This window comes from Methylocella sp. (genome assembly GCF_044226135.1).
Classification (GTDB): domain Bacteria; phylum Pseudomonadota; class Alphaproteobacteria; order Rhizobiales; family Beijerinckiaceae; genus Methylocapsa.
The window spans coordinates 42,804-61,708 of record NZ_JBGAHM010000008.1 but is presented as its reverse complement, the minus strand read 5'-3'; the positions used below and the strand labels follow the sequence as shown (position 1 = coordinate 61,708).

Annotated in this window: 17 protein-coding genes; 8 read left to right on the top strand and 9 right to left on the bottom strand. The window is 69.9% G+C overall.

Annotated elements, in window-relative coordinates; translation table 11 throughout:
* Positions 1-9: 9 nt before the first annotated feature.
* Complete coding sequence (locus ACILRB_RS05865; RefSeq protein ID WP_395665358.1) at positions 10-2,151, bottom strand: TonB-dependent receptor; 2,142 nt, start codon at positions 2,149-2,151, stop codon at positions 10-12.
* A 147-nt stretch (positions 2,152-2,298) separates the two neighbouring features.
* Between ACILRB_RS05865 and ACILRB_RS05860 the strand changes: the two genes are divergently transcribed.
* The 4 genes from ACILRB_RS05860 to ACILRB_RS05845 are packed head-to-tail and all read left to right on the top strand — an operon-like array spanning position 2,299 to position 5,734.
* On the top strand, positions 2,299-2,997 hold the full coding sequence (locus ACILRB_RS05860) for a CHASE3 domain-containing protein (RefSeq protein WP_395665357.1): 699 nt from the start codon (positions 2,299-2,301) through the stop codon (positions 2,995-2,997).
* Positions 2,967-4,127: an ATP-binding protein gene (locus tag ACILRB_RS05855; RefSeq protein WP_395665356.1), complete on the top strand. Its 1,161-nt coding sequence runs from the start codon at positions 2,967-2,969 to the stop codon at positions 4,125-4,127. The genes ACILRB_RS05860 and ACILRB_RS05855 overlap by 31 nt, the downstream gene beginning before the upstream one ends.
* 2 nt (positions 4,128-4,129) lie before the next feature.
* Entirely contained in the window at positions 4,130-4,555 is a 426-nt protein-coding gene (locus ACILRB_RS05850; protein WP_395665355.1) for a response regulator, read from the top strand.
* A 6-nt stretch (positions 4,556-4,561) separates the two neighbouring features.
* The gene (locus ACILRB_RS05845) at positions 4,562-5,734 is read left to right on the top strand and encodes an ATP-binding protein (protein WP_395665354.1); all 1,173 of its coding nucleotides are present in this window, start codon (positions 4,562-4,564) and stop codon (positions 5,732-5,734) included.
* Between the two features lie 5 nt (positions 5,735-5,739).
* On the opposite strand, the gene ACILRB_RS05840 is transcribed toward ACILRB_RS05845, so the two are convergent.
* The 4 genes from ACILRB_RS05840 to ACILRB_RS05825 form a co-directional block, all read right to left on the bottom strand.
* Positions 5,740-6,042 carry a hypothetical protein gene (locus ACILRB_RS05840; protein ID WP_395665353.1) on the bottom strand — a complete coding sequence of 101 codons (303 nt, stop codon included), beginning with the start codon at positions 6,040-6,042 and terminating at the stop codon, positions 5,740-5,742.
* Between the two features lie 96 nt (positions 6,043-6,138).
* Entirely contained in the window at positions 6,139-6,996 is an 858-nt protein-coding gene (locus ACILRB_RS05835; protein WP_395665352.1) for an SGNH/GDSL hydrolase family protein, read from the bottom strand.
* Positions 6,948-8,066, bottom strand: a complete 1,119-nt coding sequence (locus ACILRB_RS05830; protein ID WP_395665351.1) for an OpgC family protein — start codon at positions 8,064-8,066, stop codon at positions 6,948-6,950. Before ACILRB_RS05830 ends, ACILRB_RS05835 begins: the two co-directional genes overlap by 49 nt.
* Before the next feature lie 7 nt (positions 8,067-8,073).
* Positions 8,074-9,618 carry an NAD(P)H-hydrate dehydratase gene (locus tag ACILRB_RS05825; RefSeq protein ID WP_395665414.1) on the bottom strand — a complete coding sequence of 515 codons (1,545 nt, stop codon included), beginning with the start codon at positions 9,616-9,618 and terminating at the stop codon, positions 8,074-8,076.
* Positions 9,619-9,889: 271 nt separating this feature from the next.
* Between ACILRB_RS05825 and hspQ the strand changes: the two genes are divergently transcribed.
* Positions 9,890-10,219, top strand: coding sequence for a heat shock protein HspQ (gene hspQ / locus ACILRB_RS05820; RefSeq protein ID WP_395665350.1), 330 nt, complete (start codon positions 9,890-9,892; stop codon positions 10,217-10,219).
* Positions 10,220-10,248: 29 nt separating this feature from the next.
* Here hspQ and ACILRB_RS05815 read toward each other — a convergent pair whose 3' ends face one another.
* The 4 genes from ACILRB_RS05815 to ACILRB_RS05800 form a co-directional block, all read right to left on the bottom strand.
* Positions 10,249-10,983, bottom strand: coding sequence for a potassium channel family protein (locus ACILRB_RS05815; protein WP_395665349.1), 735 nt, complete (start codon positions 10,981-10,983; stop codon positions 10,249-10,251).
* A complete protein-coding gene (gene gyrA / locus ACILRB_RS05810; protein WP_395665348.1) occupies positions 10,983-13,772 on the bottom strand; it encodes a DNA gyrase subunit A in 2,790 nt (929 codons plus the stop codon). Before gyrA ends, ACILRB_RS05815 begins: the two co-directional genes overlap by 1 nt.
* Before the next feature lie 187 nt (positions 13,773-13,959).
* Positions 13,960-14,487, bottom strand: coding sequence for a single-stranded DNA-binding protein (gene ssb, locus ACILRB_RS05805; protein ID WP_395665347.1), 528 nt, complete (start codon positions 14,485-14,487; stop codon positions 13,960-13,962).
* Positions 14,488-14,691: 204 nt separating this feature from the next.
* Entirely contained in the window at positions 14,692-15,741 is a 1,050-nt protein-coding gene (locus ACILRB_RS05800; protein ID WP_395665346.1) for a Tim44 domain-containing protein, read from the bottom strand.
* 317 nt (positions 15,742-16,058) lie between these two features.
* Here ACILRB_RS05800 and fabA point away from each other — a divergent pair, with 317 nt between their 5' ends.
* The 3 genes from fabA to fabI all read left to right on the top strand — a co-directional run bounded on the left by fabA (position 16,059) and on the right by fabI (position 18,819).
* Positions 16,059-16,586: a bifunctional 3-hydroxydecanoyl-ACP dehydratase/trans-2-decenoyl-ACP isomerase gene (gene fabA / locus ACILRB_RS05795; protein WP_395665345.1), complete on the top strand. Its 528-nt coding sequence runs from the start codon at positions 16,059-16,061 to the stop codon at positions 16,584-16,586.
* Between the two features lie 168 nt (positions 16,587-16,754).
* Positions 16,755-17,978, top strand: coding sequence for a beta-ketoacyl-ACP synthase I (gene fabB, locus ACILRB_RS05790; RefSeq protein WP_395665344.1), 1,224 nt, complete (start codon positions 16,755-16,757; stop codon positions 17,976-17,978).
* Entirely contained in the window at positions 17,965-18,819 is an 855-nt protein-coding gene (gene fabI / locus ACILRB_RS05785) for an enoyl-ACP reductase FabI (protein ID WP_395665343.1), read from the top strand. Before fabB ends, fabI begins: the two co-directional genes overlap by 14 nt.
* Positions 18,820-18,905: the final 86 nt, after the last annotated feature.

Here is an 18,905-nt window from a genome sequence, read left to right as displayed (position 1 = left end):
CCGGCGGACTTAAAAACGCTGCGTCAGACCGGCGAGGACGGCGCGGCGCAGGCCCCATTGCGGCGCGCCGACGCCGACGCCGGAGCCGTCGCGGATCTGATAGCGCGCGTCGCCCACGTTCAGGATGTCGAGCCGCGCCTCCGCGCTCTCGCCGAAGCCGCGCCCGAGCTTCTGCACGAAGCCGAGATTGACCACGGCGTATTGCGGCAGCGAGGCGCCGTTCGGCACGTTCGAGATGGTGGTCCTGAGGCCGCTCTGGACCAGCACGTCGGCGGAGACGCGCGTCGCGAACGGGCTGTCCGCGTTGAAGGCGTAGGAGGCGCCGGCCGAGGCGGTCCAGGTCTGGTCATGGTCGAGATGGATGTAGTGTTGCGCGATGTAGGCGAGATCCTGCGGATCGAAGTTGAACTGCGCGGAGTTGATGTCCTCTCCCATCGCGCGCGACCACGCGGCGTTGGCGTAGATGGTCCAGCCTTCGCCCGAATAACTGGCCGTGAATTCGGCGCCGCCGACCTGCGCCCGCGCATAGTTGAAGCCCGACAGGATGATGGGCGCGCCGAACTGGCCTTCGTCGAGCAGGTTGCGGGCGAGCTTGTAATAGCCGTTGACGCCGATGGCGAGGCCCGGCGCGAGCGCCTGCGAAATTCCGGCGTCGAAATAATGCGAGCGTTCGCTGCGGACCGGATCGTTCAGATAGAGAGCCGGCGCGGCGCTCGTGCCGGCGTAAAGCGCGATCGCGCCCGACGAAATGCGGTCGAAGGCGGGCGGCACGAAATAGCGCGCATAGCCCGCATGCAGCGTCGTCGCCGGCGTCGGCGTCCACACGACGTTGACGCGCGGGCTCAGCTGCGTCTCGCTCACGGGACCGTCAAATCCGTCGAAGCGCAGCCCGTAGTTCAGCGTGAGCTGAGGCGCGACTCGCCATTCGTCCTGTAGATAGACGCCGTAGAGCCCGCCCGTGCGCGCTTCGCCATACGAGAAGGCGAGCGGAGCGCCGGCGGCCTGCGCGCCCTCGGCGTCGACGGCGAAGGCGTTGGTCCACGCGCCATAGCTCACGCGCGTGGCCTGGCCCAGAAATCCGCCGCGCAGCGTGTGGTCCGGCGCGACGCGCCAGCTTGCGTCGCCCTGCGCGCCGCCCGAAAAATTCTCGCGGTTCGCCGACTGCGCGATCCCGTTGAACAGGAGTTCGCCGGCCGTGTCCGGCGCATAGGAGAGAGCGCTGTTGCGCACGAAGGCCGAAATCTGCGCGTCGACCTCGCCGAGCCTCTTCTGGTAGACCAACGCGCCGAACTGCGTATTCTCGACCTGCGACTGGTTGAGGCGCGCGCTGTCGGCCGAATCGCGGCCGCCGAGCGAAAAGCCGAGCTCCGGCGTCAGGCCGGCGACGGCGGGAATCTGGAAATAGCCGCTGAAGGCGCCGCCGAACACGCTGACGCGCGTGTCCGCGTCGAGCGTCGCGTTCATGATCGCGAAGCCGCGCAGCTGCGAGGTCTGGTCGTGCGCGGCGTCGAAGGTCGGCGCGGGATTTTCGACGCCGCGCCGGTTTTGCAGGTATTCGCCGGTCAGGAACCAGTCGACATTGTCATGACGCCCGCCATATTCAACGCTCGGCTGCGCCCATGCGAAGGAGCCGCCATAGGCCGTGACGCCAAGGCCAGGGTTCGACCGGCCGGTTTTGGCCTCGATGTCGACCACCGCGCCGGTCAGGAAGCCGTATTGCGCCGGCAGCGCGCCGGTCATCAGCGTGATCTCGCGCGCGATCCGCGTCTGCAGGACCTGCCCGAAGATCGACAGGCCCTCGGGCAGCTGCACGCCGTTGATGCGGTATTGCACGTTGGCGTGGTCGCCGCGCACATGGATCTGGCCGAAGCTGTCCTGGACCACGCCCGGCGCGCGCAGCAGCACGCGGTTCAGGGCGGCGTTCTCGCCCTGCGGCATGTTCTTGACGTCGTTTTCGTCGAATCTGTAGGTCGCGGCGCCGAGGCTTGGCTGGATCGCCGTGCGCGCGGCGTCGAGTTCGCGCGACGCGACCTCGACAGGGTCGAGCGCGATCGCGTCCGCCGCCGCCGGATCGGCCAGGGCCGCGCGCGGCGCGGCCGCGAGCGCGCCTGCCGCAAGGACGAAGACGGAGAGAGGGCGGATGAGGGACATGGCGGCGTCTCCGGCATGATGTAATGTAATAACATTACATGTGTAGTCACGGAGCGCAAGCGCCGCCTTGCCGCGCGCCCCGCGCTTGCGCGCCCGATCCGGCGTGGTAGAGCGGGAAGTCCTTGTGCGGCGATGGTGTTCCCCGGCATGAAACAGGCGCAAGTCTTCAGCCTTTCGCGCACGCTCGGCGCGGCCATGGCGGCGATCGCCCTCACCGTGATTCTCACCGGCGTCGCGAATTTCGGCGCGCTGCGCGAGCTGAGCGCGGCGATCGACGCGCGCACCCGCTCGCTCGAGATGATCCGCGCGCTCGACGCGCTGCGCTCGTCGATGCTCGACCAGGAGGCGGGGATTCGCGGCCATCTGCTCGCCCGGGACGCAAACAGCCTCGAGCCCTATCGCGACGGCGCGGCGGCGTTCGAGCGCGCCGTCGTCGACCTTCGCGCAAAGCTCGCCGACGCGCCGGCGCAATCGGCGCTCTTCGCCGAGGCCGAGGCGGCGGCGCGCGCATGGCAGGTCAACGTCGCCCAGAAAATTCTGGCGGCGCCCGAAAGCGAGGCGCGCGGCCTCGCCGAAGACATCGAGCGGGCGGGCGAGGGCCGGCGCCGCTTCGACGCCTTCCGCGAAAAGCTCGCCGCGATCGAGCGGGCCGAGAACCGCAATCTCACGGTTCAGAGCGAAACGGTCGCGCGGGTCGCCCGCCGCGCGACGGTCGTCTCGGTGCTCGGCGCGCTGGTGGTGCTCGTCATCTGCGGCCTCGTCGCCCTCGCCGTGCGTCGCCTGATCGTCGACCCGCTGACCACGAGGTCGGGGCGATGGCCCGCGCGGTCGAAGTGTTCCGCCTGAAGCTGATCGAGCTCGACCGCGCCTCGCTCCTGCGCGCCACCGCCGACACGCTGCCGGCGCTCGTCGGCTATGTCGACGCGCAACGGCGCGTCGGCTTTCTGAACGACGAGTTTTCGCGCTGGTTCGACTTCGGCGCGACGCGCGTCGAGGACGCGCGCGGACGCGCGCTCGACGATCTCTTCGGCGTTTCGGGCTTTCCGGGCGCGAACGAGGCCCTGCCTGCGGCTCTTGGCGGCGAGGCGGCGCGCTTTGAATGCCGCCTTTTGAGGCGCGGCGTGGGCTGGCGCTCGCTCGAGGCGGTGTTCCAGCCGCACAAAGGGCCGGGCGGCGCGACGCTTGGCGTCGTCACCCTGTTCACCGACATCACCGACCGCAAGCAGATGGAGCTGCGCCTCGCGCGCCAGACGCAGGACCTGCGCCGTTCGAACGAGGAGCTCGAACAGTTCGCCTATGTCGCCTCGCACGACCTCAAGGCGCCGCTGCGCGGCATCGAGAATCTCGTCACCTGGATCGAGGAGGACCTCGAGGGCGCGCTCGAGGGCGACGTCGCCTCGAACATGGAGCTTTTGAAGAGCCGCGTGCGGCGGCTTGAGAGCCTGCTCGACGACCTGCTCGCCTATTCGCGCTCGGGCCGCGGCGATCTCAGCGCCGAAAGCGTCGACGTCGGCGCGCTCGTCGCCGAGCTCGCCGCACTGGTGAGCCCGCCCGAAGGTTTTTCGATCTCGGGCGCGTCTCGCCTGCCGACGCTCGTCACGCCGCGCGCGCCGCTCACTCAGGCCTTGCAGAATCTCATCGGCAACGCCATCAAGCATCATGACCGGCCGCATCAGGGCCATGTCGTCGTCGACGCGACGAAACGCGGCGAGATGATCGAATTTTCGGTGAGCGACGACGGGCCGGGCGTTCCGACGCGCTTTCGCGAACGGGTGTTCGGCATGTTCCAGACGCTGCGCCCGCGCGACGAGGTCGAGGGCAGCGGCATGGGCCTCGCGATCGTGAAAAAGCTCGTCGAGCGTCAGGGCGGCCGCGTCTGGCTCGCGGACGGTCCCGGAGGCCAGGGCCTTTCGGTCCATTTCACCTGGCCGGCCGACTGGTCTTCGAGCCTGGCGAACGACGCAAGGGAGAGCTGAGCATGGGGCCGACCGTCAATCTGCTGCTGATCGACGACGACGAGGTCGACGTCCAGGGCCTCAAGCGCGCCTTCGCCAGGAGCAAGATCGCCAACCCGATCACCGTCGCGCGCGACGGCGTCGAGGGGCTCGAGATCCTGCGCGGCGAGAACGGCCGGGAGAAGCTCGCCAAGCCCCATCTCATCCTGCTCGACCTCAACATGCCGCGCATGAACGGGCTCGAATTTCTGGAGGCGCTGCGCGCCGACGAGGAGCTCAAGAGCGCCATCGTCTTCATGGTCACGACCTCCAAGGCCGAGGAGGACAAGGCGCGCGCCTATGGCCACAACGTCGCGGGCTACATCGTCAAGCAGGATCCGGCCAACACCTTCATGCAGGCGGTCTCGCTGCTGGAGCATTACTGGCGCGTCATCGAATTTCCCGAATAAAGCGCCATGCCGACGACGCCGACGCGCATCCTCCTCATCGACGACGACCAGGTCGACCGCGCCGCGGTGCGGCGGATGCTGGCGAGATCGGGCCTCGCCCATGAGCTCGTCGAGGCGGCCGACGGCGCGGCCGGCCTCAGGGCCGCGCAGGCGCAGGATTTCGACTGCGTGCTGCTCGACTACAGGCTGCCCGACGTCGACGCCTTCGATCTGCTCGCCGAGCTGATCGCCCCCACGGGCGGCGCGCAGGGCGTGATGATGCTGACGGGCGAGGCCGACCAGGAGATCGCGCTGCGCCTGATGCGCGCCGGCGCGCTCGACTATCTCGCCAAGAACGAGATCCAGCCGCAGGGCCTCGCGCGCGCCATCCGCTACGCCCGCGCGCGGCGCGCTTCGCTCGCCGAGATCGAAAGCGCGCGCCGCGAGGCGGAGGAGAAATCGGCCGCGCTCGACGTGCTGAACCGCCAGAAATCGGTGCTGTTCTCGATCATCGCGCATGATCTGCGCAATCCGTTCCAGGCCATCCTCGGCCTGTCGCACATGCTGACGCAGGCGGTCGAATCGAAGGAGCATGCGGCGATCGAGCGGCGCGCGCGCGGCGTCAGGACCGCGGCCGAGCAGGCGGTCGGCCTGATGGAGAGCCTGTTCGCCTGGGCGAGCCTGCAGATGGACCAGACCTCGATCGCCTTCGACGTCATCGACGTCGGCGAGGTGGCGCGCGAGGCCGTCGCCGCCGTCGCCTCCGGCCATGCCGAGAAGGGCGTCGCGATCGAGGTCGAGCCCTGCGCCGTCCGCGCCTGCGCCCAGGCCGACATGCTGGCGACGGTGCTGCGCAATCTCGTCAGCAACGCCGTCAAGTTCACCCGGCCCGGCGGCCTGGTGCGCGTCGGCGCGCGCCGGCGCGGCGAGCGGGTCGAGATGTTCGTCGCCGACACCGGCGTCGGCATGGCGCCGGAGCGCGTCGCCGACCTGTTCCGGCTCGACCGCCGCGTCACCTCGCCCGGCACGGCGGGCGAGCGCGGCAGCGGCATGGGGCTTTTGTTGTGCCGCGACCTCGTCGAGCGGCTCGGCGGCGCGCTCAAGGTCGAGAGCGCGCCCGAGGCGGGGACGACCTTCAGCTTCGACCTGCCTGGCGCGCAGTCCGACGCCTGCGCCGAACGCGACGCGCTCGGCGCCTGAATCGCTCAGGCGGGCTCGGCGTCGAGCGGCGCGGCTTCGAGCAGGCGCGTGATCGCCTCCGGCAGGTCGAGCAGGCGGAAGCGTTCGAGCGCGAAGCCCGCGCCGGAGGGCCGGGCGATCTCGCGCACCAGCACCTCATAGCCCGACTTGATGTTGCCGTCGGGCCTGATCTCGAGAACGGTGTAGACCTCGTCCTTGGTCAGCCCGTCGAGCCGCCCGCTTGAGGCGTGGGTGCTGACGTGCTGAAAATTCGAAGACACGTCGACGCAGACGATCTTCGTTCCGGGATGGGTGAAGGGCGAGATCATGTCCGCTCAGCCTTTCTGTCGGGCGTCCGCAGGCCTTCGCCGGCGGGGACGGAAGCGCGAAGTTTGCGCGCAATCGTCCGCAAGGACAAGCGTGGGCTAGTTTTCGGCCGGCCGCGTCTTTTTCCTGAACAGGCTGACGATCAGCGCATGGGCGACATGCTCGGCCATGCAGTGATAGCCGAGGTCGTTGAGGTGGAAGCCGTCGGTCGCCATCATCGGCTGGCCCTCCCGGCGCTGCGCGATGAAGCGCATGGCGTCATAGCGGCTGACGTAGAGCACGTTCTCTTCGAGCGCGATCCGGCGCAGCGCCTCCCTGATTTCGCCATAGGCCGGGTCGCGCGCGAGGCGCGGCGAATATTGCAGGCCGATCAGCACGACGTCGATCCCCGCGTCCTTCAGCCAGCGCACGGTCTCGCGCACGGTCGCCTCGAAGTCGCGCGCCGAGACCCGCGCGAGCGCGTCGTTGGTGCCGAGCTGCCAGAGCACGAGGTCGGGCCGCGCCAGCGCGACCTCGCTGCGGATGCGGTCGGCGGCGCTGTCGGCGACTTCGCCCGGCAGGCCGCGGTTGACGATCACCACGTCCTCGCCCTTCAGCGCGGTCTCGAGGATGGGTTCGAGCTGGGAGGGGTAGCTGCGCGCGGCGCTCGACGCGCCGGTGCCCGACGTCGAGGACGAGCCGATGGCGAGGATGGTGACGCGCTGGCGCTTTTGCAGCGCGGCGGCGAAATTGGGCAGCGCCGTCGGCGCCGCAAGGTCGGCGGACGGCACCTCGCAGGCCGGGCTCAGCGCCGGCGGCGCGGGCTGCGGCGGCGCGAGCCCGGTCTGCGGCGCGAGCGGGGTCTGCGGCGCGGCCAGCTCAGGCTGCTGCGCCTGCGCCGCGGCGGCGCGCGTGGGCGCGGGCGCGGTCAGCCCGAGCGCAAGGGCGCAGGCGAGGACGGCAGTCTGGCGCGCCATTCCGAAGCCCATGCGACAGATCCCATGATGGTCGCGCCGACGATAGCGATCAGCGCGTCCGTTGCAAGATGGCCCCCATAGACAAAACGGAGGATCTGGCCGCCGAGGCTGAGCAGCGAGGCGGCGCAGAACACGTTGAGCGAGTTGCGGCCGAGCAGCGAGAAGAAGCCCGAGACGCGCGGCGCGACAGGCGCGACGAAGCGCCAGGCGCCGACGAACAGCGCGCAGAGCGCCAGCGCATGGACGAGCCGCGCCGGCGACAGGAACGTCTTGTCGAACATGAAGACGAGCTTGGGCTCGGGCGTGAAGCGCGGATTTGGCGAATAATGCGCAAGCGCCGCCGCCGCCCCTGCGAGCGCGACCGGCAGCGCCGCGAGACGCAGCGCCCGCGCATGGCGGCGCGCGAAGCCGCCGAGCCCGTCGGCGCCCGCCAGCGCGAAGCCGAGGCAGAAGATGAACTGCCAGCTCAGCGGGTTGAAGAACCAGCTCCCCTCGATCGGCCAGGTCGGCAGGTTGACGCCAAAGACGAGCGCGAAGGCGTAGAGCGCGAAGGACAGGGCGAGGAGCAGCGTCGGGCCGCGCCGGTGCAGCAGGGCGATCGCCGGCGCGGCCGCCATCAGCGCCACATAGAGCGGCAGGATGTTGAAATAGCCGAGCTGATAGGTGAGCAGCATGAGCCCGACATGCGCCTCGACCGGCTGGTGGAACACCGCCGAAGCGTTGTGCCAGTCGAGCATGAAGGGCGCGTCATAGACGAGCGAGGCGGCGGCCAGCATGGCGATCGCGACCTCGGTGATGAAGATCTGCGCGACATAGACGGTGAAGGCGCGCCCGAGCAGGCGAAACGCCAGCGCCGGCGCGGGCAGGGCGCTGATCTGCCCGCCGACCAGCTTGCGCAGCGCGACGCCGGCGAGAAACACGAACAGCTCGGCCGAATCCGAAAGGGACAGGTTGCGGTAGGTCAGGCGTTCGAGCGCGATGCCCGGCACATGGTTGACGAAGATCGTGAGCAGCGCGAAGCCGCGCCAAAAGTCGATCTCGTTGGGCGCGCGCGCGCCGGCCCGCTTCATTCCGCGGTCATTCCTTGCGCCCGAAGCTTTCATGAAGCGCGCGCAGGACCGTCGGCAGGGTTTCGGGCAGGTCCTCCGAGATGAGCCCCGGCCCGAACTGGCGCGCCGCCGCGCCATGCAGCCAGACGGCGGCGAGCGTCGCCTCGAACGCCGGCATGGCCTGCGCGCGCAGCGCCGCGACCATGCCCGCGAGCACGTCGCCGGCGCCGGCGGTCGCAAGCCAGGGCGGCGCGATCTCGTCGATCCCGGCGCGCCCGTCGGGCGCGGCGACGACGCTGTCCGCGCCCTTGCACAGCACGATCGCGCCCGTCAGCGCCGCGGCGGCGCGGGCGCGCATGAGTTTTGGCCCTTCGAGCGCCGCGAGCCGCGCGTCGAGCGTCGCGGCGTCGGCGCCGGCGGCGAGCCAGCGCTCCTTCCGGGCGGCGGCGTCCTTGAACAGGCGGGCGAATTCCCCGTCATGCGGCGTCAGCGCGACGTCGGCGCCGCCGGCCCGGATCGCGGCCGCGAGCGAGGCGGCGTCGCCGGCAAAGCTCGTCAGCGCGTCGGCGTCGAGCACGACCGCGCGCGGGCCGGCGAGGGCGGTCTTGACGAGGGCGCGCGTCGCCTCGCCGACGCCGAGCCCCGGCCCGACGACGACCGCGTTCTTGCGCCGGTCGGCGAGGATTTCGGCGAGCTCCTGCGGCCCGTCGCAGACCGCCGTCATGATCGCGGTGAGGGCCGCGGCATGCGCGGGCAGGGCGTCGCGCGGGGTCGCGACGGTGACGAGCCCGGCGCCGGCGCGCAGCGCGCCGCGCGCGGCGAGCCGCGCCGCGCCGGTGTGGGCGAGCCCGCCCGACAGCACGAGCGCATGGCCGCGCGAATATTTGTGCCCCTCGATCGTGGGGAAGGGCAAAAGCCGGCCCCAGAGCTGCGGCGCGTTGGCGAAGGTCTTTGGCGCGATGGTCTCGAGCGTCTCCGCCTGGATGCCGATGTCGGCGACGAAGGTTTCGCCGCAGCAGGCGCGCCCGGGCAGCAGGAGATGGCCGGGCTTGCGGCGGAAGAAGGTGACGGTGCGGGCCGCGCGCACGGCGACGCCGCGAATCTCGCCGGTCGAGCCGTCGACGCCCGACGGCGTGTCGACGGCGAGCACGGGGCGCCCGCGCCGCGCCGACCAGTCGTTGAGGCGCTCGACGGCCGTGCGCGCGGCGCCGTCGAGATCACGCGCGAGCCCCGCCCCGAACAGCGCGTCGATGACGAGGTCGGCGTCTTCATAATCGACGGCGTCGAGCGCGAGCGCCTCCCCGTCGAAGCCTGCTGCGGCGCCGGCGGCGTCGCCGCGCAGGGCGTCGCGCGCGCCAAGGAGGCCGAGCGTCACAAAAAAGCCGCGCGCCTTCAGGAGACGCGCCGCGACGAAGCCGTCGCCGCCATTATTGCCGGGGCCGCACAGCACGGCGACGCGGCTCTTGCGCGGGGCGAGGCGGCCGGCCTCGGCGGCGACGGCCGCGCCGGCGTTCTCCATCAGCCGCGCGCCGGGCGCGCCCGCGGCGATGGTCAGCCGGTCGGCCTCGGCCATTTCGGCGGTGGAAAGAAGTTCTGGCGAAATCTTGCTCAAGACTGCGACGTCCCCATTCGCGCCGGAAGGGCGCCGGCCGGGCGGCCGGACACCTTCGGGAGCCAGAAAAACCCTTCGGCGTCAAGCATCTGGAGGGGCCGGGAGAGGGCCGGCCGCGGCGTCTTGCCGCGTCGCGCGATTGACATGAAAGCCACGCGCCTGTACCTGCTTAAGGTCCGGATGGTCCGCTTCGCGCCCTTCCCCTGGGCATTTCCGCCGCAGACGTGATCCGATGAAACCGCTGATTGCAAAGTTCGGCATAGGGCAGGTCGTCAAGCACCGGAAATATCCGTTCCGGGGAGTCATCTACGACGTCGATCCGGTTTTCTCCAACACCGAGGAATGGTGGCAGTCAATTCCCGAAGAGGTGAGGCCCCGCAAGGACCAGCCCTTCTATCACCTCTTCGCCGAAAACGCCGAGACCGAATATGTCGCCTATGTCTCGGAGCAGAACCTTCTGCTCGACACGTCGGGCGATCCGGTGCGCCATCCCCAGGTCGACGAAATCTTCACCCGCGCCGAGGACGGCGGCTATCAGATCCGCGTCGCGCGGCGCAACTGACGCCGCGTCGCTGACTGGCCGGGCGAGCCTCACCGGCGGCGCCGGCTTTCGATGTGCATGGTCACGAGGCTCGCGAGCAGCGTCGCCGGAAAGAGCTGGCCGATGATCGCCTCAAGCGTCGCGAACGAGCGCGCGAGCGGATGGACCGGCGTCAGGTCGCCGTAGCCGACGGAGGTCAGCGTCGAGAAGCTGAAATAGAGCGCCGTGCTCGCGACCGTGCGCTGGTTCCCGACGTCGAAATCGCGGATCGCGCCGGGCGAGGCGACGCAGATGATCGTGAAGGCGCCGGCGAAGCCGATGCCAAGGGTCAGATAGAGCAGGATCGCGCCGTTGACGCGATGGATGGTGATGGGGCCGGGCGCGAAGGAGGCCGCCGTCACCAGCATGATCAGCGCGCCGGAGATGATGCTCGTCGCCGCGCCGTCGAGGTAGAGGTCGAGGTCGGACGGCGAGTGGCTGCGCAGGACGATCGCCATGGTCGACAGCAGGACGCCGGCCGTGATGATGACGACGACGCCCACGCGGCGCGACTGGACGAGGGCGCAGCTCGCCAGAATGAGCGCGAGCACCACCGTATAGCCTTCGGCGGCGAGGATCTGCGCCGCGTGCAGGGGCACGACGCCAAAGATCAAAATGGCGAGCAGCACCGTCAGCACCGACAGCAGCGGGTCGCGCAGCGCGTCGCGGTCCGTCAGGGACGCGAACGCGCGCCGGCGGGCGACGGCCGCGAGGCGCGCCTTTCCCTGCGGGGAGTCGGGCGGCATCAGGGCCTGTCGGAGGGTTCGTCGCCGGAGGGTTCGTCGCCGATTTGCGGCGGCGCGTCGTCCTCGGCCTCGGCGCGCGCCGCGTCTTCTTCGGTGATGCGCTCGACCGACACGACGCGCTCGTCGGGGCCGGTGTTGAACACGATCACGCCCTGCGCGCCGCGTCCGGCCACGCGGATGCCCTCGACCGGGCAGCGGATGAGCTGGCCGCCGTTCGTCACCAGCATGATCTCGTCGCCATGCTCGACCGGCATGGAGGCGACGAGCTCGCCGTTGCGGGCGTTGACCGCCATGGCCACGACGCCTTTGCCGCCGCGCCCGGTGATGCGGTACTCATAGGACGAGGTGCGCTTGCCGTAGCCGTTGCGCGAGAGCGTCAGGATGACCTGCTCGCCGGCCGACATTTCGGCGTAGCGCTCCGGGCTCAGCGCGCCCGCGGCGGCGTCCTCGGCCGTGTCTTCGGCGCCGGCCTCGGCGTCTTCCGCCTCGGCTGACGCCTCGCCCGCGACGGCGCGACGCATCTTGAGATAGGCGGCGCGCTCGCCGGCGTCGGCCTCGGCGTGGCGCAGGATGGCGAGCGAGATGACGCGGTCGCCGGCTCCGAGCGAAATGCCGCGCACGCCCATCGAGTCGCGGCCCTTGAACACGCGCACCTCCGGCACGGGGAAGCGGATGCACTGGCCCCTGGCGGCGGTGAGCAGCACGTCGTCGCCTTCTCCGCAGATCTGCACGTCGACGATCTCCTCGCCGTCGTCGAGGCGCATGGCGATCTTGCCGGCGCGATTGACCTGGGCGAAGTCGGAGAGCTTGTTGCGCCTGACGCCGCCGCCCGTCGTCGCGAACATCACGTCGAGCGCGGCCCAGCCGGCTTCATCCTCGGGCAGGGGCATGATGGTGGTGATGCGCTCGCCCTGTTCGAGCGGCAGGATGTTGACGAGCGCCTTGCCGCGCGCCTGGGGCGCGGCGAGCGGCAGCCGCCACACCTTTTCCTTGTAGACCTGCCCGCGCGACGAGAAGAACAGCACGGGCGCATGGGTCGAGGCGACGAACAGCCTCGCGACGAAATCCTCGTCGCGGGTCTGCATGCCGGAGCGGCCCTTGCCGCCGCGCTTCTGGGCGCGATAGGTGGCGAGCGGCACGCGCTTGACATAGCCGAGATGCGAGACGGTGACGACCATGTCCTCGCGCTGGATCAGGTCCTCGTCCTCGACGCCGGCGGCGCTGTCGAGGATGATCGTGCGGCGCGGCGTCGCGTAGGCGGACCTGACCGCGAGCAGCTCCTCCTTGACGATCGAGAACAGCCGTTCGCGCGAGCCGAGAATGTCGAGATAGTCGGCGATCTCGGCGGCGAGCTTGTTCAGCGCCTCGGCGATCTCCTCGCGGCCGAGCGCGGTCAGGCGCTGCAGGCGCAATTCGAGAATGGCGCGGGCCTGCGCCTCCGAGAGGCGGATATGGCCGTTCTCGTTCAGCACATGGCGCGGATCGGCGATGAGCAGCACGAGCGGCGCCATGTCATGCGCCGGCCATTCGCGCGCCATCAGCGCCTCGCGCGCCGCGGCCGCGTCGGGCGACTGGCGGATGAGGCGGATCACCTCGTCGATGTTGGCGACCGCGATGGCGAGGCCGACCTGCAGATGGGCGGCGTCGCGCGCCTTGCCGAGCAGGTGCTTGGTGCGGCGGGTGACGACCTCCTCGCGGAAATCGGCGAAGGCGGAGAGGAAGTCCTTGAGCGTCAGCGTCTCCGGCCGGCCGCCGTTGAGCGCGATCATGTTGCAGGCGAAGCTCGACTGCAGCGCGGTGAAGCGCCAGAGCTGGTTCAGCACCACCTCGGCCACGGCGTCGCGCTTCAGCTCGATGACGATGCGCATGCCGTCGCGGTCGGATTCGTCGCGAAGGTCGGCTATGCCCTCGACCTTCTTCTCGCGCACCAGCTCGGCGATCTTCTCGACAAGGCTCGCCTTGTTGATCTGATAGGGGATCTCGGTGACGATGAGCGCCTCGCGCTCCTTGCGGATGGTCTCGACCTCGACCTTGGCGCGCGTCAGGACCGAGCCGCGCCCGGTGAGATAGGCCGACTGCGCGCCGGCGCGGCCGAGCATCGCCCCGCCGGTCGGGAAGTCGGGGCCGGGCACATAGGCCATCAGCTCTTCGATCGACAGGGTCGGGTCGTCGATGAGGGCGACGACGGCGTCGATCACCTCGCCAAGATTATGCGGCGGGATGTTGGTCGCCATGCCGACGGCGATGCCGCCCGCGCCGTTGACGAGCAGGTTGGGAAAGCGCGCCGGCAGGACGACGGGCTCGGACTCCTTGCCGTCATAGTTCGGCTGGAAGTCGACCGTGTCGAAGTCGATGTCCTCGAGGAGCGCCATGGCCGGGCGGGCGAGGCGCGATTCGGTGTAGCGCATGGCCGCCGGCGGGTCGCCGTCGACCGAGCCGAAATTGCCCTGGCCGTCGATCAGCGGCAGGCGCATCGAGAAATTCTGCGCCATGCGCACGAGCGCGTCATAGATCGCGCCGTCGCCATGGGGATGGTATTTGCCCATCACGTCGCCGACGATGCGGGCGGACTTGACGTAAGGCCGGTCCGGCGTGTGGTTGTTCTCGTTCATCGAGAACAGGATGCGCCGGTGCACGGGCTTCAGGCCGTCGCGCACGTCGGGCAGCGCGCGGCTGACGATCACGCTCATGGCGTAATCGAGATAGCTGCGGCGCATCTCGTCCGAAATGGAGACGGGGCGGATGTCGGAGCCGGGGGCGCCCGGCTCTCTTGCGTCGTTGTCGGCCAAAACTGAGCTGATCCAGGAAAACGCCGCGACGGCTTGGCGCGGCTCGAAGGCTTCGCGCCGACTATAGGCGGGCGCGCCGCGAAAGGCCAGCGCCGCCGCCCGCCGCCGCCGCGCCGGAAAGCGTCTTAAAACAGGGGATTATCCCGCGACGCGGCGGACCGGCCGAAGCGTCGCCCGCCGCCGCCGCCTAGAAGGGGATGTCGTCGTCGATGATGTCGGCCGCGCGGCCCGCGCCCGCGCCCGCCGGACGGCGGCTCTCGCCGCGCTCGGCCCGCTCATAGGCGCGCTCGGGGCGCTCCATCGGCGAGGAGCGGCCGAAGCCCGGCTCCTCATAGCCGCCGCGCTCCTCGGAGTCGCCGCGGCCGCGGCTGTCGAGCAGGGTGAGCTCGCCGCGGAAGCGCTGCAGCACGACTTCGGTGACCTTGCGCTGGTTGCCGTCCTTGTCGGTGAATTCACGCGTCTGGAGCTGGCCTTCGAGATAGACCTTGGAGCCCTTGCGGCAGTACTGCTCCGCGATCTTGCCGAGATTCTCGTTGAAGATCACGATGTTATGCCATTCGGTGCGGTCCTTGCGCTCGCCCGAGGCCTTGTCGCGCCAGCTTTCGGTCGTGGCCAGGCTGAAGCTGACGACAGCGTCGCCCGAATTCATCCGGCGCGTCTCGGGATCGCGGCCGAGATTGCCGATGAGAATGACCTTGTTGACGCTGCCCGCCATGTGACGCTCCCAAAATGTTCCGCGCCCGTCGCGGTCCGGGGTCGCGACTATAGAGAACCGCAAGCGTCCGCGCAGGACGCCGGACGGCTTTTCCCCACTATCCCATCACCTGTGTTCTTTTTTTGTTCTTAACGGCCGATCGCCCGAACCGCAAGCGGATTCGGGCGATCGCTGCATTTTGACCCGGCCGCGGGCCGTCTGAACTCAGGCCTGCTGCACGCCGGAAAGAACCCAGGCGTCGGGGCCGGCGCCCGGCCGGCGCGTGAAGGTCCACAGCTCGGTCGCGGTCTGCGGACTGGCCGGATCGCCGCCGACGAGCCGGCCGGTGGCGCGGTCATAGGTCGCGTCGACCAGCGAGAAGCGCATGGCGACGGTGGCGTAGTCGGCGCCGGGCTCGCGCCAGGCCTCCGACAGGTCGCCCTGCAGGAATTCGACGCTGGAGAGCCGGTTGACCACGCCCCGGGCGGCGTTGTCGTTGAGCTCATTGGCGAAATTCGAGGCCATCTCGGGCGTGGCGAGGGCGCGCAGGCGGGCCTGGTCCTCGTCGGAATAGGCTTTCTGGATGTCCTGCAGGCGGCGCTCGAAGGCGCTGAAGTCGGCGCCCGTCACGTCGAGCTTCTGCTGCGGAACGGGCGCGCCGGGGCGCTGGCCGTTCATCGGGCCCGCCATGGGACCCGCCATGGGGCCCGCGCCCGGCCCGCCGCCGAACAGGCCGCCGAAGGCGCCGCCTCCCGGCGCGCTCCCCGGAGCGCCGTCGCCCTGCCGGTTGAAGCCGAAGGGCGAGGGCGCCGGGCCGCCGGCCGCGCCCTGCATGGCCGGGCGGCGGTTGCGGAAATAGTTCAGCGCGAAGCGGACGATGAAGAACAGCAGCGCGAGCTGGAGCAGCAGGCCGAGGAACGACATGATTCCGCCAAGGCCGCCGCCGAAGCCGTGGCCGAACAGCATGCCGACGAGGCCGGCGCCGAGAAGGCCGCCGAGCAGCCCGCCGCCGATGCCCGAAAACATGCCGCCGCGCCGCTGCGTCGCCTGATTGCCGAAGTTCGGGGTGTACTGGCCCTGATTCGGCGTCGCCGAGCGCTCGAAGGCCGAGCCGCCGCGCGGCGCGGTCGCGGTCGCGGCGGGCGCGTCGAAGGTGCGCGCGCCGCGGCTGCCGAAGGAGCCGCCCTTGCCGGCCCGCGCGAAGGCGTCGGCCGAGGCGCCGCCGGCGAGAGCCAGCGCGACGAGCCAGATGAACGTCTTTTGGCGGATCCTCATGGTCTCCTCTTCCCCGCTTTGGACTTCGGACGGCTCACGCCGCCTTGAACGTCGGATATGGATCCTTCGCCGATTGAAATTAAGGGGTCGGGCGCCGATTCGGGGCGTTTTGAAGATTGCTTTTTAGTAAGGGAGGCGCGGCCTTGCGCGGACGCGGGGCGCTTTCGGCTGGACGAGGCCTGTGCTAGAACGCCGCGACTTTGCGGCCGCCCGCGCCGGGCGCCGCGGGCGCGCGACGAGTCGAACGCGAGCGCGCGAGGGTCGATAAAGGGGCGCAAGGCCCTTTAGGGGGCCGCGGCGGAAAGAGGTTGGCGAGAGTGAGCACAGGCAAAGAGCGGCGCAGCAGCTTCGAATATGAAGACCTGATCGCCTGCGCGCGCGGGGAGCTGTTCGGCCCCGGCAATCCGCAGCTGCCGCTGCCGCCGATGCTGATGTTCGACCGCGTCAGCGCGCTGTCGGAGGAAGGCGGGGCGAACGGCAAGGGGATGATCCGCGCCGAGCTCGAAATCAAGCCCGACCTCTGGTTCTTCGGCTGCCATTTCAAGGGCGACCCGGTGATGCCCGGATGCCTCGGGCTCGACGCGCTGTGGCAGCTGCTCGGCTTCTATCTCGGCTGGCTCGACCTTCGCGGCAAGGGCCGCGCGCTCGGCGTCGGCGAGGTGAAGTTCGCCGACCAGGTGCTGCCGTCGGTCAGGCGCGTCGTCTATGGCGTCGACCTGAAGCGCGTGTTCAGGACGAAGCTCGTGCTCGGCGTCGCCGACGGTTTCCTTGAGGCCGACGGAACCCGCATATATGAGGCGAAGGATCTGCGCGTCGGCCTGTTTGGCGCGGCCGCCGCGGCGTAAAGCCGTCCGAGGCGCGAATCCAGACGATTTCGGCGCGTCCGGCGGCGCCGGAGAGGCCGACGCCGGCGCTCTGGCGGCGGCGAGGCGAAATTTCACCAGGAGAACGGCCCGCGCCGAGCGAGGCGGCCTTGACGCCGCAAGCGGGGGCCAGGCGGGAGCGAGGAGAGCATGAGACGCGTCGTCGTCACCGGAATGGGCGTCGTTTCGTCCATCGGCAATAATTCGCAGGAAGTCCTGGCCTCGCTGCGCGAGGGCCGCTCGGGGATCGTGCGGGCCGAAAAATATGCGGAGCTCGGCTTCCGCAGCCAGGTCCATGGCATGCCGACGCTTGAGCCCGAGGCGATGATCGACCGGCGCGCGCTGCGCTTCCTCGCCCAGGGCGGTCAGTGGAACCATGTCGCCATGGAGCAGGCGATCGCCGATTCCGGCCTTGCGCCTGACGAGGTCTCGAACGAGCGCGCCGGCATCATCATGGGATCGGGCGGCGCCTCGCTGCGCACCATCGTCGAAGGCGCCGACATCGCCCGCGCCAAGGGGCCGAAGAAGATCGGCCCCTTCGCCGTGCCGAAGGCGATGGGCTCGACCGCCTCCGCGACGCTCGCCACCTGGTTCAAGATCAGGGGCGTCAACTATTCGATCTCGTCCGCCTGCGCGACCTCCAATCATTGCATCGGCAACGCCTATGAAATGATCCAGTGGGGCAAGCAGGACGTCATGTTCGCCGGCGGCTCCGAGGAGCTCGACTGGACGCTTTCGGTGTTCTTCGACGCCATGGGCGCCATGTCGTCGAATTACAACGACCGGCCGAAGGCCGCCTCGCGCGCCTTCGACAGGAACCGCGACGGCTTCGTCATCGCCGGCGGCGCGGGCGTCGTCGTGCTCGAGGAATATGAGCGGGCGAAGGCGCGCGGCGCCAAGATCTACGCCGAGATCGCCGGCTATGGCGCGACCTCCGACGGCTATGACATGGTCGCCCCCTCGGGCGAGGGCGCGGCGCGCTGCATGAGGCTGGCGCTCGAAGGCGTCAGGGCGCCGATCGACTACGTCAACCCGCACGCCACCTCGACCGGCGTCGGCGACCTCAAGGAGATCGAGGCGCTGCGGACCGTGTTCGGCTCGGGCGAGAAGGCGCCGCCGGTCTCGGCCACGAAATCGCTGACCGGCCATTCGCTCGGCGCGACCGGCGTGCAGGAGGCGATCTATTCGCTGCTCATGATGCAGAGCGGCTTCATCTGCGCCAGCGCCAATATCGACGAGCTCGACCCGGCCTTCGCCGACATCGACATCGTGCGCGAGCGCCGCGACAATGTCGCCCTGCGCGCCGTGCTTTCGAACTCCTTCGGCTTCGGCGGCACCAACGCCTCGCTCGTCTTCAAGCATGTCGACGCCTGACGCCGGCGGCGGCGCGCCGGAGCGCTTCCGCGCGCCGCTCATGGCCGGCAAGCGCGGCCTCGTCATGGGCGTCGCCAACGATCATTCGATCGCCTGGGGCGCGGCGCGCGCGCTGCACGCGCAGGGGGCCGAGCTCGCCTTCACCTATCAGGGCGACTCGCTCGGCAAGCGGGTGAAGCCGCTCGCCGCCGAGCTTGGCTCGCATCTCGTCCTGCCCTGCGACGTCGAGGACCTCGCCTCGCTCGACGCGGTCTTCGCGGCCGTGCGCGATCTCTGGGGCTCGCTCGATTTTCTGGTCCATTGCGTCGCCTTCTCGGACAAGGCCGAACTCAAGGGCCGCTACGCCGACACGAGCCGCGCCAATTTCCAGCGCACCATGACCATCTCGGCCTTCTCCTTCACGGAGGCGGCGGCCCGCGCCGCCCCGCTGATGGCCCAGAACGGCGGGTCGATGCTGACCCTGACCTTCGGCGGCTCGACCCGGGTCATGCCGAACTACAATGTCATGGGCGTCGCCAAGGCCGCGCTCGAGGCGAGCGTGCGCTATCTCGCGGCCGATTTCGGACCCGCCGGGATCAGGGTCAACGCGGTTTCGGCCGGGCCGGTGCGCACGCTCGCGGGAGCGGGCATCACGGACGCGCGCTTCATGTTCAATTTCCAGAAGACGCACGCCCCGCTGCGCCGCACGGTCGACATCGACGACGTCGGCGGCGCGGCGCTTTATCTCCTGTCGGACCTTTCGAGCGGCGTGACCGGCGAGATCCATTATGTCGACGCCGGCTACAACATCATCTCCATGCCGCATCCAAACGACATGAAAGGCGCCGAGCCCGGCGCCTGACGCGGGGGCTTGGCATTTTCGCCCGCGGGCCCCAGGATGCGTCCGAAGGGCGGGCGTCCACGAGACGGCCGCCGCAGGGGCGCCGA